Source organism: Murinocardiopsis flavida (assembly GCF_003014485.1).
GTDB classification, from domain to species: domain Bacteria; phylum Actinomycetota; class Actinomycetes; order Streptosporangiales; family Streptosporangiaceae; genus Murinocardiopsis; species Murinocardiopsis flavida.
In genome coordinates this window covers 13,365-26,423 of record NZ_PYGA01000019.1, presented here as the reverse complement: position 1 = coordinate 26,423, position 13,059 = coordinate 13,365, and the positions used below count along the sequence as shown (strand labels likewise).

The 13,059-nt window shown below is 74.1% G+C and carries 13 protein-coding genes and 1 CRISPR repeat array; of the genes, 8 read left to right on the top strand and 5 right to left on the bottom strand.

Annotated features, from left to right (window positions below):
• Positions 1-353 precede the first annotated feature (353 nt).
• The 3 genes from CLV63_RS23790 to CLV63_RS23780 all read left to right on the top strand — a co-directional run bounded on the left by CLV63_RS23790 (position 354) and on the right by CLV63_RS23780 (position 3,687).
• Positions 354-740 (top strand): hypothetical protein, encoded by a 387-nt coding sequence (locus CLV63_RS23790; RefSeq protein ID WP_106585420.1) that lies wholly within the window; start codon positions 354-356, stop codon positions 738-740.
• A 493-nt stretch (positions 741-1,233) separates the two neighbouring features.
• Positions 1,234-1,507: direct repeats of the CRISPR family, unit length 30 nt; unit sequence GTGCTCCCCGCGCACGCGGGGATGGACCCG.
• Between the two features lie 162 nt (positions 1,508-1,669).
• On the top strand, positions 1,670-2,524 hold the full coding sequence (locus CLV63_RS23785; protein ID WP_106585419.1) for a helix-turn-helix transcriptional regulator: 855 nt from the start codon (positions 1,670-1,672) through the stop codon (positions 2,522-2,524).
• Between the two features lie 386 nt (positions 2,525-2,910).
• Positions 2,911-3,687 (top strand): glucose 1-dehydrogenase, encoded by a 777-nt coding sequence (locus CLV63_RS23780; protein WP_106585418.1) that lies wholly within the window; start codon positions 2,911-2,913, stop codon positions 3,685-3,687.
• 360 nt (positions 3,688-4,047) lie between these two features.
• On the opposite strand, the gene CLV63_RS23775 is transcribed toward CLV63_RS23780, so the two are convergent.
• The 3 genes from CLV63_RS23775 to CLV63_RS23765 are packed head-to-tail and all read right to left on the bottom strand — an operon-like array spanning position 4,048 to position 6,088.
• Positions 4,048-4,848 carry a TlyA family RNA methyltransferase gene (locus CLV63_RS23775; RefSeq protein ID WP_106585417.1) on the bottom strand — a complete coding sequence of 267 codons (801 nt, stop codon included), beginning with the start codon at positions 4,846-4,848 and terminating at the stop codon, positions 4,048-4,050.
• Positions 4,849-4,862: 14 nt separating this feature from the next.
• Complete coding sequence (locus tag CLV63_RS23770; RefSeq protein WP_106585416.1) at positions 4,863-5,054, bottom strand: hypothetical protein; 192 nt, start codon at positions 5,052-5,054, stop codon at positions 4,863-4,865.
• Entirely contained in the window at positions 5,051-6,088 is a 1,038-nt protein-coding gene (locus CLV63_RS23765) for a membrane fusogenic activity family protein (RefSeq protein ID WP_211301440.1), read from the bottom strand. Before CLV63_RS23765 ends, CLV63_RS23770 begins: the two co-directional genes overlap by 4 nt.
• 219 nt (positions 6,089-6,307) lie before the next feature.
• Here CLV63_RS23765 and CLV63_RS23760 point away from each other — a divergent pair, with 219 nt between their 5' ends.
• A complete protein-coding gene (locus tag CLV63_RS23760; protein WP_106585415.1) occupies positions 6,308-6,658 on the top strand; it encodes an SCP2 sterol-binding domain-containing protein in 351 nt (116 codons plus the stop codon).
• A 24-nt stretch (positions 6,659-6,682) separates the two neighbouring features.
• On the top strand, positions 6,683-8,056 hold the full coding sequence (locus CLV63_RS23755; protein WP_245929022.1) for a DUF1015 family protein: 1,374 nt from the start codon (positions 6,683-6,685) through the stop codon (positions 8,054-8,056).
• 279 nt (positions 8,057-8,335) lie between these two features.
• Here the strand turns inward: CLV63_RS23755 and CLV63_RS23750 are convergent, their stop codons facing one another.
• Complete coding sequence (locus tag CLV63_RS23750; protein WP_106585414.1) at positions 8,336-9,091, bottom strand: maleylpyruvate isomerase family mycothiol-dependent enzyme; 756 nt, start codon at positions 9,089-9,091, stop codon at positions 8,336-8,338.
• 403 nt (positions 9,092-9,494) lie between these two features.
• Between CLV63_RS23750 and CLV63_RS23745 the strand changes: the two genes are divergently transcribed.
• Positions 9,495-10,547 (top strand): HAD-IIA family hydrolase, encoded by a 1,053-nt coding sequence (locus tag CLV63_RS23745; protein ID WP_106585413.1) that lies wholly within the window; start codon positions 9,495-9,497, stop codon positions 10,545-10,547.
• Here the strand turns inward: CLV63_RS23745 and CLV63_RS23740 are convergent.
• Complete coding sequence (locus CLV63_RS23740) at positions 10,532-11,077, bottom strand: single-stranded DNA-binding protein (RefSeq protein WP_106585412.1); 546 nt, start codon at positions 11,075-11,077, stop codon at positions 10,532-10,534. The genes CLV63_RS23745 and CLV63_RS23740 overlap by 16 nt on opposite strands.
• Positions 11,078-11,361: 284 nt before the next feature.
• On the opposite strand from CLV63_RS23740, the gene CLV63_RS23735 reads away from it, so the two are divergent.
• The gene (locus CLV63_RS23735; RefSeq protein WP_106585529.1) at positions 11,362-12,267 is read left to right on the top strand and encodes an MBL fold metallo-hydrolase; all 906 of its coding nucleotides are present in this window, start codon (positions 11,362-11,364) and stop codon (positions 12,265-12,267) included.
• Positions 12,264-13,004 (top strand): SDR family NAD(P)-dependent oxidoreductase, encoded by a 741-nt coding sequence (locus tag CLV63_RS23730; RefSeq protein WP_211301439.1) that lies wholly within the window; start codon positions 12,264-12,266, stop codon positions 13,002-13,004. The genes CLV63_RS23735 and CLV63_RS23730 overlap by 4 nt, the downstream gene beginning before the upstream one ends.
• Positions 13,005-13,059: the final 55 nt, after the last annotated feature.

The window sequence follows — 13,059 nt, the reverse complement described above, 5'->3', positions numbered from 1 at the left end:
CTGCGGTGAGAACTTTCCCTACAGGATCAAGAGCCCCGGCCGCGCTACGCGCGGCCGGGGCTGAAACGTCAGCGCGAAGGCACGGCGGACAGCGCTCCTAGCGGCTACCGCACTGCGCGCGGCCTCCTTCGTCGGCCGTGCTCGCGCGGGGCCGCGTCGCGCCGCCCGCCTCACGTCGGCTGCACGGGCGCCCCGGACGCGCGCAGCGCGGAGGTAGACGCTTGTCCCGCCGGTCAGGTCACCCGCGCACCGGTCAGGCGTGCGCCTGGTTCCGTAGCGGCGTGGCGAGGTCGACCGGCATCACTCACACGGTCGCCCGTAGCGTCCCAGCGTCCCCGGTAGCATCAGCGACCATGGCCGAGGACAACGTCCGCCCGATCGGAACCGCCGCCAGCGCGAAGGCGCGCGCCCGCGTCGAGGCGCGTCGCATCGCCGAGCACGCCGAGCAGATCGCATCCGAGCTGCGGCACACGGGCGCCGTCGTACTGGCGTGCGCCGATGATGCCGAACGCGACCGCGCCCGCAAGGCCGGGCGCAGAGCCGGGCGGATCATCAACCGCAAGGTGCGCACGAAAATCCTGCCGGACGGGCGGGTCGGCGTCTGGGATACCGAGCGTCAGGACCACCCGCTGCACTCCCAGTTGGACCGCACGCGCGGCAACAAGATCATCAGCGAGAGCGGTGTGTTCGACGGTATCGGCGTTCCCGGCGCCGGCCCCGAGGACGAGGGTTCGCAGTGAAGGGCCGGGTGGCCGGATCTGTACACGTGCGCACCGCACGGCGGGACCCGAAGATCGGGGGCCGTAGGGACGAGACGCGGTGGAGCCCAAGGGGCCCCTACTCGCCGACCAGCTTGCAGCCCCCGATCTCCCGCCGTGCGCCGCTCCCGCGCCCAGATCCGTCCACCCTCCCCAGCGCGGGACCGCCCCGGCACGGCATCGAGCCGCACCGTGCCGGAGCCTGCCCGCCGCTGCACACCCGCATCAGCCCAGCCCACCGGCCCCGGATCCGGCCCGCACGTGGCCCGTAACGGACGAGTACGGCCGTCTACGGGTGCCCACGGATGCGACACCAGCAGGACCACACCGCCCTCGAATCCGCAGGACCGCAGGTCAGCGGCATAGTGGCTGACATGCGAAAGGGCGACGATCACGCGGACCGCCGCCCCTTGCCCCGTCACATCACACGCGGGGATGGACCCGGCGGCCTCAGTTGCGATCGGCACACCGGATTGTGCTCCCCGCGCACGCGGGGATGGACCCGGAGCACACCATCACCGAGGTAGAGGTAGAGGGTGCTCCCCGCGCACGCGGGGATGGACCCGTCGGAGGCCGCGCGTTCCATCCGCAGCGTGCGTGCTCCCCGCGCACGCGGGGATGGACCCGGCGAAGGGGAATCGCCCTGGCGGGTCTACACGTGCTCCCCGCGCACGCGGGGATGGACCCGCCCTCGTGCATGGGTCGACCACGTGCGCGACGTGCTCCCCGCGCACGCGGGGATGGACCCGCGAGCCTGCGCGACCGGTACCGCCGACTTGCGTGCTCCCCGCGCGCGGGGGTGGCTGGGGTGGTTTGTTGGGTGGGTTGGGCTTCGTGGGGGCGCGATGGGGTGAGTGGGTGGCCTGACCTCGCACGGGTTGGTCGTGTGGGGCGTGGTTACCATGGCGCTTATGACCAGCGAATCCCGTGCGGTGGCGCGGCGCCGACGCGAGCAGCTTCGCGACTTCCTGCGGACCCGGCGGGCGCGGCTCACGCCCGAGGACGTCGGCATGCCCGCCGGCGGGCGTCGGCGGACGCCGGGGTTGCGCCGTGAGGAGGTCGCCGCCCTGGCCGGGGTCGGGGTGTCCTGGTACACCTGGCTTGAGCAGGGACGCGACATCAACGTCTCGGTCGAGGTGCTCGACGCGATCAGCGGGACTCTGCGCCTCAGCGACGCCGAGCGCGCGCACATGTACGTGCTCGCCGGTCTCAACCCGCCGCGATCTGGCGCGGTGCGCGATGCCACGGTCACGCCGGAGCTTCGGCACCTGCTCGACGCGTGGGCGCCGCGCCCCGCCCTGCTTCGGGATCCGTACTGGAACCTCATCGCGACCAACGACGCGGCACAGGCCGTGTTCGGATTCGACGATTCCGACCACAACTGCCTGATCACGTTCTTCACCAACGCGCGGTATCGCGCCATGCACATCCATTGGGCGTCGGTCGCGCCCGAAGTCGTCGCCGCGTTCCGCGCCGACGCGGCGCATGCCCCGGACGACCCCGGCTTCGACCAGGTGGTCGAGTATCTCAGCGCTGTGAGCTCTGATTTCGCCGAGATGTGGGCGCGCCACGACGTGGGCGCCCACACGCAGGCTGTGAAGGCGGTGCGCCACCCCGAGGTCGGTGACCTGGTCTTCGACAAGACGACCTTGTCGGTGGCCGACCGCCCGGACTGGCACCTGGAATTGCACAACCCGCGCCCTGAGACGGGCACCGGGGACCGGCTCGAAAGGCTGCTGAGCGTCCGGCTCGCCGACCCGACCTGACCATCCCGAAGGTGGCGGTGCCGCCCAGGCTGTTGGGGTCCGGGTCCGGATCCCGGCCGTGGGGACGTCCTTCGGCGGTCGCTGCTGCGCAGCCGCCTCGCGGTCCCGCCCCGTCCCCATGGGTCTCGGCGATCCAACCCCCGCTGCGCCGCACTCTGCCCCGCCGCGCTTTCCGATGCGGTCACATCACCAAGAGTGCCGCTCTGGTCCGATCGCCCGGTCGAAAAGGGCTCCCCCGTCCGGCCAACCCCCCCCAAACAACGCCGCCCCGGTTCGGCCACCCGCACAGCACCGCTCCGAGCTGTTCACGCCCCCAGGGTGGTGGTGTCACACCCCTGATATCCGCGCCCTGTTCGCGCCGCTCGCCTGCTGTGACGCTGAATCCCATGAAGCACAACACCAATGACTCCCGGTTCAACGACAAGATCGCCCTCATCACGGGCGGCACCAGCGGAATGGGGCTGGCGGCCGCGCGGCGGCTGCTCGCCGAAGGCGCGCAGGTGGTCATCACCGGGCGCGACAAGGCCCGGTTGGACGCCGCGGTCGAGGAGCTGGACGGCGGGGACCGCGTCCTCGCGGTGCGCAGCGACGTGTCGAAACTCGCCGACCTCGACGTGCTGACGGCCGCCATCCGGAACCGGTTCGGGCGGCTGGACGTGGTCTTCGCCAACGCGGGCGTCGCCTCGTTCCAGCCGTACAACGACATCCCCGAGTACGAGTTCGACCGCCTCGTGGACATCAACTTCAAGGGCGTCTTCTTCACCATCCAGCAGGCCGTCCCGCTGCTGTCCGACAACGCGGCGATCGTCATCAACGCGTCGTGGACGCTGCACCGCGGCATGGCCAACGCGTCGCTCTACTCGGCGACGAAGGCCGCGGTGCACAGCCTGTCGCGCACCCTCGCCGCGGAATTGGGGCCCAAGGGGGTGCGGGTCAACTCCGTGAGCCCCGGCTACATCGAGACCCCGATGTTCCACGACGCCATCACCCCCGAAGCGCAGGACGCCGTCATCGCCCAGGTGGTCGGCGGGCGTCTCGGTACCGCTGAGGATGTCGCCGACGCGGTCGCCTTCCTCGCGTCCGATGAGGCGTCCTACGTCAACGGGCAGGACCTGGTCATCGACGGCGGTCTGGTCGCGGCGATCCCCGGATCGACCGTGTAGCAGCGGCTGCGGCGGGAGGCGGCCGCGTCCCCCATCCGGGTCGCGCGGTTCCCCGTACGGGTCGGTGGACGCGGGCCGGTACTGCCCCGCGCAGGCGGGCCCGCGTCCCGGTTCACGGCGCAAGGACTGGACCTGGCCGGACGACTGCGGCCGGGGTTGACCGGGGACTAAGGCCGGACCGGGTCGGACGACTGGAGCCGGGGCTGAGCGGGCCGCCCGGGGCGTGGCCGGTGTCCCCTGCGCACGCGTGCCGCGCCCTCGGGGCCCCGCGCCCACTCGGAGTACGGCCCCGGCTGGGCCGCCGGCGCACGGTGGCGCCGCCGTCCCGCGTGCTCCATCGGCACGCGGCCGGGGTTTCCGCTACTGGGGGCCCCGGGTGATGGCCTCGGTGAGGGCGGCCTCTTCCAGGGGCGGGGCGTCGTTGCGGAGCCACAGGAAGTACTCGACGTTCCCCGACGGGCCCGGCAGCGGGCTCGCCGCGACGTCGGATACGCCCAGGCCCAGGGTGCGGGCGCCGGCGGCAACGGTGCGCACCGCCTCGGCGCGCAGCTCGGGGTCGCGGACCACGCCGCCCGCCCCCACCCGGTCCTTGCCGACCTCGAACTGCGGCTTCACCATCATCACGAAGTCGGCGGCGGGGTCGGAGCAGCGCACCAGCGCGGGCAGGACCAGGGTCAGCGAGATGAACGAGAGGTCGCCCACCACCAGGTCGGGCGGCGGGTCGCCGACCTGCTCGGGGACGAGTTCGCGGACGTTGTGGCGCTCCAGCACCCGCACCCGCTCATCGCTGCGCAGGGGCCACGCCAACTGGCCATAGCCGACGTCGACGGCCACGACCTCGGCGGCGCCGCGCCGCAGCAGCACGTCGGTGAATCCACCGGTGGACGCCCCGGCGTCGAGGCAGCGGCGGCCCTTGGGGTCGATCCCGAACGAGTCGAGCGCGCCGACGAGCTTGTGCGCGCCGCGCGAGACGTAGCCGGGGTCGTCGTCGGGCGGTTTGACCACGACGGCCTGGTCGGTGCCGACCTGGGTGGCGGCCTTGGTGGCGCGCGTCCCGTTGACGCTCACGTACCCGCCGTCGATGAGTTCGGCGGCGTGCCCGCGTGATCGTGCGTGCCCCCTGCGGACGAGCTCGGCGTCCAACCGGTTGCGTCGGGCCATGGTGGGTGGGCCGCCTATCCGGGGTTGCTCGGTGAGTCCAGGCTGTTCAGCACCGCGGAGAGGTCGCCGTGCACCTGCTCGAAGACGGCGACGTGCTCGACCGTGGGCAGGTCGTCCAGCGCGGCGAGCCGTTCGCGGACGCTGTCGACGGCCTGGTCCGCCAGTGCGGCCTCGGCGGGTTCCGCGGGCCCGTCGGCGGGGCTCACGCCTCGTCTCCCTTGGCGGTGTTCCTGGCGCCGGACCGGCCGGTCTTGCCGCTCTTGGCGGAGGGGCGCCGCGCGGCGCCCTTGCCGGTGGTGCCCTTTCCGGAACCGCTCTTCGACGCGGTCGCCTTGGCCTGGGCGCCCTTCCCACCGGCCTTGGCGGCGGGCTTCGCCTCGCTCCGCTTGGCCGCGGTCCTCCCCTCGGACTCCTTGGGCTCCTCGTGCTCCTCGGGCATCGTTGCCGCCGACTTCGCCTCGGGCCCCTTGGCGGCGGTCTTCGCCTGGGTGCCGCGGTTGGGCGCCGCGGCGGGCCCGGGGTCGGCCGCGGGGTCGGGACCGACAGCGCCTGCGAGGTCGGTGCCGGGCGCGGCGTCCCGTTCCGAACCCTCGGGGACGTCGGGCGCGTCGGCCGTCTCGGGCGGATCCGGCACCTCAAGGACTTCGGCGGTCTCGGGGCGCCCCGTGCCGGGAGGGCCGGTGTCGTCGGCCGGCGGAACCGCGGGGGCCGCGTCGAGGGACTCCGCGACCACTGCCGTCGGGGCCGACGCGGCGGCGACCTGGGCGGTGTCGGCGACCGCTCCGGCGGACGCCGGGACCGTGGGGTCCCCCGGACCGGCCGCCGACTCGCTCCGGCGTACCCGCTGCACGGCCGCCTGGGAGGCGAGCCGGCGTTCGAGCTCGGCGACCCGCCGGACCAGGCGCTCGTGGTCTTCGCGCCGGACCAGGTCGAGGCGGGCGAGCACGCGCTCGACCTCCCCCTCGACCAGGGCGCGCAGCGCTGAGCGGTTGTTCCGGCTGGTCTCGATGAGGTCGGCGGCGAGGCTCTGGATGCTGGTCCCCACGCGGGTGTTGCGGGCCGAGGACTCCACGGTCTCCGCAGCGGACCGCGCCGTACCCGCGGCAGGGGTGATCGCGCCGCCCGAGCGTTCGTCGCCCTCCTTGATCAGGGTCTTGGCCGCCGAGACGGCGCGCTTGCGGGTCAGCTCCGTGAACCCGCTCGCGGCGTCGAGGTAGGCGCGTACCGCGTCGACGACCATGTGAAGTACTCCTCGTGGAATCCCGTGTGCCGCGGCCGACGTAAGCGTCGGCGTCATCGGCTATGAACGCTACCGGCAACGACGCGCCGGTGGGGCCCAAGTCGCCGGGTCGGCGGTGTCGTGCGCGCCGCCGCGACCGGTCCGGCGGCGACCCGGACAGATGGGTGGCGGTTGCCTTAGCGGGGCCGGTACCGGCCCCGCTAAGGCATCATTGGTCCCATGGCCAGCGTTGAGGAATGCCGTTCAGCGATCGACAAGGTGTCGGACCGGATCACGGACATCGATGAGGCTCGACGGCGCAAGCACGTTGTCGAGCGCACGGTGAGCGTGACGGTGACCGACCTGCGGACCGTGTTCGACATGCGGTTGACCCTGAAGGGGCTCGTGGAGGTGACTTCGCGCGCCGTCGACGCCCCGGGCGCCCGCGCGCAGGTGCGCATCACCACCACGAGCGACGACCTGATCGAGCTCGCCGAGGACCGGTTGGACTTCGGCAAGGCCATGCTCTCGGGTCGGGTCAAGCTCGACGCCAGCTTCAGCGACCTGCTCCGCCTGCGCAAGCTGCTGTGACCGGGCGGCGCACCAGTGCCTGACCTGCCCTCCCCGCCCCCGAGCCCGGCGCCGCCCGGTGGCGTGCCGCCGCGCGGGGACGTCCTCGAACTCGCCCCGCTGCGCGGTCTCCGCTACGCCGACGAGGGTGACCTGGTCACCGCGCCGCCGTTCGACATCGCGTTGGCGCTCGCGCCGCCCTACGACATGCTCAACGCCGCGGCGCTGGCCGCACTGATCGAGGCCGAACCGCGCAACGCTGTGCGGCTCACGGTGCCGCCTGCGGCGAACGGGGCGTCGGGGAGCATGTCGGCGCTGTCGGGCCCCGACCGCTACCGCACCGCGGCGGCGACCCTGCACCGCTGGATCGCCACCGGCGTCCTGGTGCGCGACCCCGAACCGGTTCTCTACGTCTACGAGCAGACCGGCCTGGACGGTGAGCGCCAGCGCGGGCTGATCGGCGCGCTGCGGCTGCCCCGCACCCCGGGCGGCGTGGTGCGCGCACACGAGGACGTCGCGGACACGCCGGTGGCCGACCGCGCGGCGCTGATGGCGGCGACCCGGGCGAACCTCGAACCGATCTTCCTGCTCTACCAGGGCGGCTCCGGCACGGATCGGGGCGCCGCGGGACAGGCGGTCGACACGGCCGCGGATTCGGCGCGGGGACTCCTGGTCGAGGCGGTGACGGCCGACGGCACCACGCACCGCCTGTGGGCGATCGCCGACCCCGAGGTGCACGCCGCGATCGCCGCGGACCTTGCCGGGCGCTCGGCGCTCATCGCCGACGGCCACCACCGCTACGCCGCGTATCAGCGGTTGCGCGGCGAACTGGGCGGCGCCGACCCGTGGGCCGGCTACGGGCTGGCCATGCTCGTGGACTCCGACACCTCTCCCCCGCACCTGCGTGCCATCCACCGCGTGCTGCCGGGCCTCGACGCCCGGATGGCCGCGCGCGCCGCGGCAAAAACCGCCGACGTCGAAGCGCTGCCCGGCGGGCCCGACGACCCGGGCTCGGTCGAGGGCGCCGTGGAGCGGCTGCACGCCGCCGCACACGGACCGGCACTGCTGCTCGGCGGGGCCGGACGGTGGTGGCTGCTGCACGGGTTCGGCCCGGACCGGCTGGCCGCGGCGATGCCCGGCCACTCGCCGCGGTGGCGCACGCTGCCCACGGCGGTACTCGACGGGGTACTCCTCCCGGCGTGGGGGATCACCGAGGACTCGGCCGTTCTGGTGCACGACTCGCCGAGCGAGGCCGCCGCCCGCACCGGGCCGCGCGACAGCGTGGTGGTCGTACCGCCGTTGACGGTGGACGAGGTCTACGCCATCACCGCCGGGGGCGAGCTGACACCGCGCAAGTCGACCTCCTTCGGCCCGAAGCCCCGCACCGGGCTGGTGCTGCGCGCGGACGACGACACATAGGGGGCCTGACACCCCAGGCCGTGCCGTCGAGTCGGCGCGGGGGTGCCCTCATCTGTTCGGTCTCGGGGTCTCCTCGTCGTGGCGGACCGATGCGTTCTGGGAGACCGTGTCGGCGAGAAGGCCGTGCCGCCGCACGGCCTTCGGGTGGTCCGCGGGGAGAAGCAGCACCAAGGACGGCGGGGCCGAGGCAGTACCCCCTTCCCGCCTTGTTTTGACGGCTGCTCAGGGCGGTGGGGCGCCGGGCACGGGTGCGGCGCGAGGTGGGGGCGGCCCTCGCCATCAGTCCATGTCGGGCCAGGCCAGCACCTCTTCGGCGAGGGCGCGGTCGCCTTCGATCCGCACACGGTCGAGTGGAGTGCGGCGGTAGAGGGCGAGGAGGAGGTCGCTCGCCGGGCCGTGCAGGGTGGTGGCCGGGACCCCCTCGGCGCCGTTGGAGACCGCGGCGCCCGCAGCGGTGAGGTCGACGGTCCACTGCGGTCCGGTGTCGGCGCGCACGGCGATCCGGGCCGGCCGATGCGGCCACGGCCCTGCGGCACCGAGGACGACGGTGAGGAACTCGGCGACACCGTCGAGGGCCACCGCCTCGGGGACGGCCGCGGGGCGCCCCGCGGCTTCCTGGGCGTCGTAGGCGTGCACCGCGGCCTCGTGCACCTGGTGGCGGGCCACCGATCCCGACGTCAGTGGGGCCTCGGAAGCGCCCCACCACCCCCAGCAGCCCTGGTCGGGGCCTGTTTCGCGCAGGGCCGCCAGCAGGAGCCCGGTCGACTCGGCCGACCATGCGATGAGGTCGTCGCCCGGGGAGCCGATGGCGAGCTCGGCCTCCGACGGCGGTGTGTCGCTGGGCCCCGCAACGACCACGGCGGCCCAGGACCGGTGCACCTCACCGAGGTGTTCGACAAGGTCGCGCAGCGCCCAGTCGGGGCATGCGGGAACGCGGGCGCCGAGGTCGGGAGCGTCGGCAATGGCGGTGCGCAGGGCAGCGGAGCGGGCATCGATGTGGGAGAGGCATTCGTGGAAATCCAGCGACTTGGTCATGCGCGCTTCCTACCACCCGGCGCTGACACCGGACCAGTCGACTACGGGCCCGACCGCGGTCGTCTGCCGGCGGGGGGTGGTGGTCCACGGGGGTGCGGGGGACGGCGGCCCGGTGGTGGCGGCTGCGGCGTCGTCCCAAGGCTGGGGACCGTGCCACCTCCGGCCCGCGGGACGCGGCCTCGCCTCCGCTGGGAGGCGCGGCGTCGCCCCCGGGCGCGGGGTGGGCTGGGGCCGCCGCCAGGCCACCGCGCCTGCGATGATGCACTGGACATGGGCACCGGACCCGGCCGGAGAGGTCTCGCGAGCGGGACGGGACGGGGCCCGGACGCACCGAGACCGACATCGACGGGGGAAGGCAGCGGCGGGTCCGCGGGCGCGACGCCACGGCCGCCGCACGCACACGATGACTGAGCACACCTCCAGCACTGAGCACACTTCCAGCAGCGGCGCACCGGTCCTGGCCGGGTGCGACGAACCGCTCGACACGGTCTACGACGCGGCGCTCCTCGACCTCGACGGGGTGGTCTACATCGGCCCTGAGCCGGTGCCCGCGGCCCCCGAGGCGGTGGGCAAGGCGCGGGCTGCGGGGATGCGGGTGGCGTTCGTCACCAACAACGCCGCCCGCACCCCCGCCGCGATCGCCGGGATCCTCAGCGGCATGGGCGTGGCCGCCGAGGAGAGCGACGTGGTGACCTCGCCGCAGGCCGCCGCGCGGCTCCTCACCGAACGGTTCGCCCCGGGCGCGCCCGTGCTGGTGGTGGGCGACACCGGGCTGCGCCAGGCGGTGCGCGCGGCGGGCCTGCGCCCGGTGACGATCGCCCGCGAGGAACCGGTGGCGGTGGTGCAGGGGTACCACCCGCGCCTGGACTACAGCCTGATCGCCGAGGGTGCGCTCGCGGTGGCGGCGGGGGCGCTGTTCGTGCTGACCAACGGCGACACCACGGCCCCCATGGCGCGCGGGGTGATGCCGGCCAACGGCTCGTTCGCGCGGGTGATCGCCACGGCCACCGGGCAGGAGCCGCTGGTCGCCGGCAAGCCCATGCGGCCCCTGCACGAAGAGGGGGTGCTGCGCACCGGGGCGAAGCGGCCCCTGGTCGTGGGCGACCGCCTGGACACCGACATCGAGGGCGCGACCCGCCGCGGCGCGGCCAGCCTGCTGGTGCTCTCGGGTGTGACCACCCCGGAGCGGTTGATCGCCGCGGCACCGCAGCACCGTCCTTCCTACCTTGGGTGGGACCTCGCAGCGATGGGGACCGTGCACCCCCGCGTGCACACCGGGCCCGACGGCGCCGACTGCGGCGGCTGGCGCGCCACGGTGCGCGGCGGCCGGTTGGAGCTCACCGGCTCAGGCGACCGGCTCGACGGCCTGCGCGCCCTGTGCGGGGCCGCCTGGTCGGGGCGGGACGGCGCGGACCAGGCGGACGCGGGACCCGCCCTGGCTCAGCTGGGCTGGTGATCGGTTGGGCCCGGCCCATCCGGCGGGGCGGCCGGTTGGGGCGGCCCGGCGGGGGCTCCGGGCGGAGGGTCGGCGTCGGCCAGCCGCTGCGCGGCCCTTACCTCGACCTCGATGACGCTGGAGGACCCGGACGGCGACCGCCAGAACCGGCGCCGCAGCGAACCGCTGATCTGGACGGTGTCGCCGATGCGCCAGCCGCGGGTGACCTCCTCCATGATCGCCTGGAAGCTCACGCAGGTGATGGGGTCGGCCGGTTGGTTGGGGCGCTGCTCGGCCGTGGGCCGGGTGATGGAAATGCGCCAGGTGATGAGGTGGTCGCCGCTGGGCAGCTCGCGCACCGCCGGCTCGGCGGTGACCCTGCCCGCGAGGAGGACTTCGTTGCGGTGGCCGCTGGGGTCGTGGACGCGGGCGGCGGTGCGCCGCTCGGCGGCGGGCGCGGCCGGGGCCTTGCGCACCGGGCGCGCGGGCGCCGGTGCCGGTGCCGACGGGACGCGGGAGGCGGGGACGCGGGCTGTGGACGACTTCGGCATGACTGGTCCTTCCAACTTCGGCGGGCGGACGGCCGGTGTTCAAGGGGGCTCCGTGCGCCGGACGGTTTCGGGCACTTCCTAGAATCGCCGGGCGGGCATGATCAGGGGAAGGCGGAAGATTCCGTCTGTGGACAACCCGCGGATTCGCATTTCAGCCGGTGTGGGCGAGAGGCCCACCGGCGATCGGGAGGAGTTGGGCAGCAGTGGAGCAGCAGGCGGACCCGAGATCGGCCGTCGGCGGCATCGCGCCGCTGGGCGAGGACATCTTCGCGATCGACACGTTCATGGCGGGGTGCCCGGGGATCACGTCGAGCTACCTGATCCGGTCCGAGCGCCCGTGCGTCATCGAGGTGGGCACGGCAGGTTCGGCCGAGACCCTGCGCGACGGCATCGCGTCCCTGGGGGTGCAGCCCACCGACCTGGCAACGGTGGTGCTCACGCACATCCACCTCGACCACGCGGGCGGCACCGGCGCCATCGCCGGGATGTTCCCCAACGCCGAGATCGTCGTGCACGAGCGGGGCGCCCGGCATCTGGCAGACCCCGAGCGGCTCATGCGCAGCGCCCGGATGGTGTGGGGCGACCGCCTCGATGTGCTGTTCGGCGACATGCACCCCACCGCGGCCGAGCGCATCCGCTCCGTCGGCGAGTCCGGCGAGGTCGACCTCGGCGGCGGGCGCCGCCTGGTCTCCCATTACGCGCCGGGCCACGCCAAGCACCACATGGCCCTCGTCGACTCCCTCACCGGCGACCTCTACGTCGGCGACGCCCTGGGCGTGTACAACCCGCACACCGGGGACGTCCGGCCGGCGACCCCGCCGCCGGACTTCGACCTCGACGCGGCACTCGCCTCGCTGCGGCTGTTCACCGGAATCGACCCGCAGCGCCTGATGTTCTCCCACTTCGGCGCGGTCACCGACGTGGCGGAGACCATCGACCGCGCCGAGCGGGAACTCCGGGTGTGGGTCGAGACCGTGCGCGAGGCGCACGGAACCGACGGCGACCTCGATCACGCCATCGCCATGGTCCGCGACCAGGTCACGTCCCGCTACACGCCGGCCCCCGCCGACGCGGCGGAGTCGCAGGCCGTCATGGACGTCCTCAGCGGGGTCGAGGGCAACGTCAGCGGCATCGTCCACTGGCTCGACCGGCTCGCGGCCGACCAACCGGGACGCCCCCACAACCCGTGACCCGCGCCGACCGTCCGGTCGCCCTCGTCACCGGTTCGGCCTCCGGTATCGGGGCGGGCATCGCCCGCCGCCTGGCCGACGACGGGTTCGCCGTCGCCGTACACAGCCGCGACAGCGTCGCGTCGGGGACCGCGTTGGCGGCGTCCATCGGCGGCCGGTACCTGCGGGCCGACCTCGCCGACGAAGGGCAGGCCCGCGCCCTCGCCGCCGCGGCGATCGGCTGGCGGGGCCGGCTCGACGTCCTGGTGAACAACGCCGGGATCAGTCGTCCGGTCGCGCACGCCGACCTGGCCGCGGCCCCGCCCGCACAGTGGCGGGAACTGCTGGAGGTCAACCTGATCGCCCCGTGGACCCTGGTCACCGAATGCGCGGACGCGCTCGCCCGGTCCGACCGCGACGGCGGCGGGGCGATCGTGAACATCACCAGCCACGCGGGGGTGCGCCCCAAGGGCGCGTCCATCCCCTATGCGGCGTCCAAGGCGGCGCTGAACCACGTGACACTGCTGCTCGCCGCCTCCCTCGGCCCCGGGGTCCGGGTGAACGCGGTCGCCCCGGGGCTGGTCGACACCCCGCTCACCCTCGATTGGGCCGGGGCCCGCGCGCTGTGGGCGGAGTCGGCGCCGATGCGGCGGGCGGCACGCCCGGAGGACGTCGCGGACATGGTGTCGGCGCTGCTCGCCAACTCCTACGTCACCGGGCAGATCGTCACCCTCGACGGCGGACTGCACCTGCGCTGAGCCGGATCCGTCGGCGCCCGGGGGCGCCCCGCGTGCGCGGCGCGTCCGGTCCCGA

Bases quoted from the DNA above. Each gene is read 5' to 3' on its own strand.
- CLV63_RS23790 (WP_106585420.1), top strand. From the start codon at position 354: ATGGCCGAGGACAACGTCCGCCCGATCGGAACCGCCGCCAGCGCGAAG.
- CLV63_RS23785 (WP_106585419.1), top strand. From the start codon at position 1,670: ATGACCAGCGAATCCCGTGCGGTGGCGCGGCGCCGACGCGAGCAGCTT.
- CLV63_RS23780 (WP_106585418.1), top strand. From the start codon at position 2,911: ATGAAGCACAACACCAATGACTCCCGGTTCAACGACAAGATCGCCCTC.
- CLV63_RS23775 (WP_106585417.1), bottom strand. From the start codon at position 4,848: ATGGCCCGACGCAACCGGTTGGACGCCGAGCTCGTCCGCAGGGGGCAC.
- CLV63_RS23765 (WP_211301440.1), bottom strand. From the start codon at position 6,088: ATGGTCGTCGACGCGGTACGCGCCTACCTCGACGCCGCGAGCGGGTTC.
- CLV63_RS23760 (WP_106585415.1), top strand. From the start codon at position 6,308: ATGGCCAGCGTTGAGGAATGCCGTTCAGCGATCGACAAGGTGTCGGAC.
- CLV63_RS23750 (WP_106585414.1), bottom strand. From the start codon at position 9,091: ATGACCAAGTCGCTGGATTTCCACGAATGCCTCTCCCACATCGATGCC.
- CLV63_RS23745 (WP_106585413.1), top strand. From the start codon at position 9,495: ATGACTGAGCACACCTCCAGCACTGAGCACACTTCCAGCAGCGGCGCA.
- CLV63_RS23740 (WP_106585412.1), bottom strand. From the start codon at position 11,077: ATGCCGAAGTCGTCCACAGCCCGCGTCCCCGCCTCCCGCGTCCCGTCG.
- CLV63_RS23735 (WP_106585529.1), top strand. From the start codon at position 11,362: ATGGCGGGGTGCCCGGGGATCACGTCGAGCTACCTGATCCGGTCCGAG.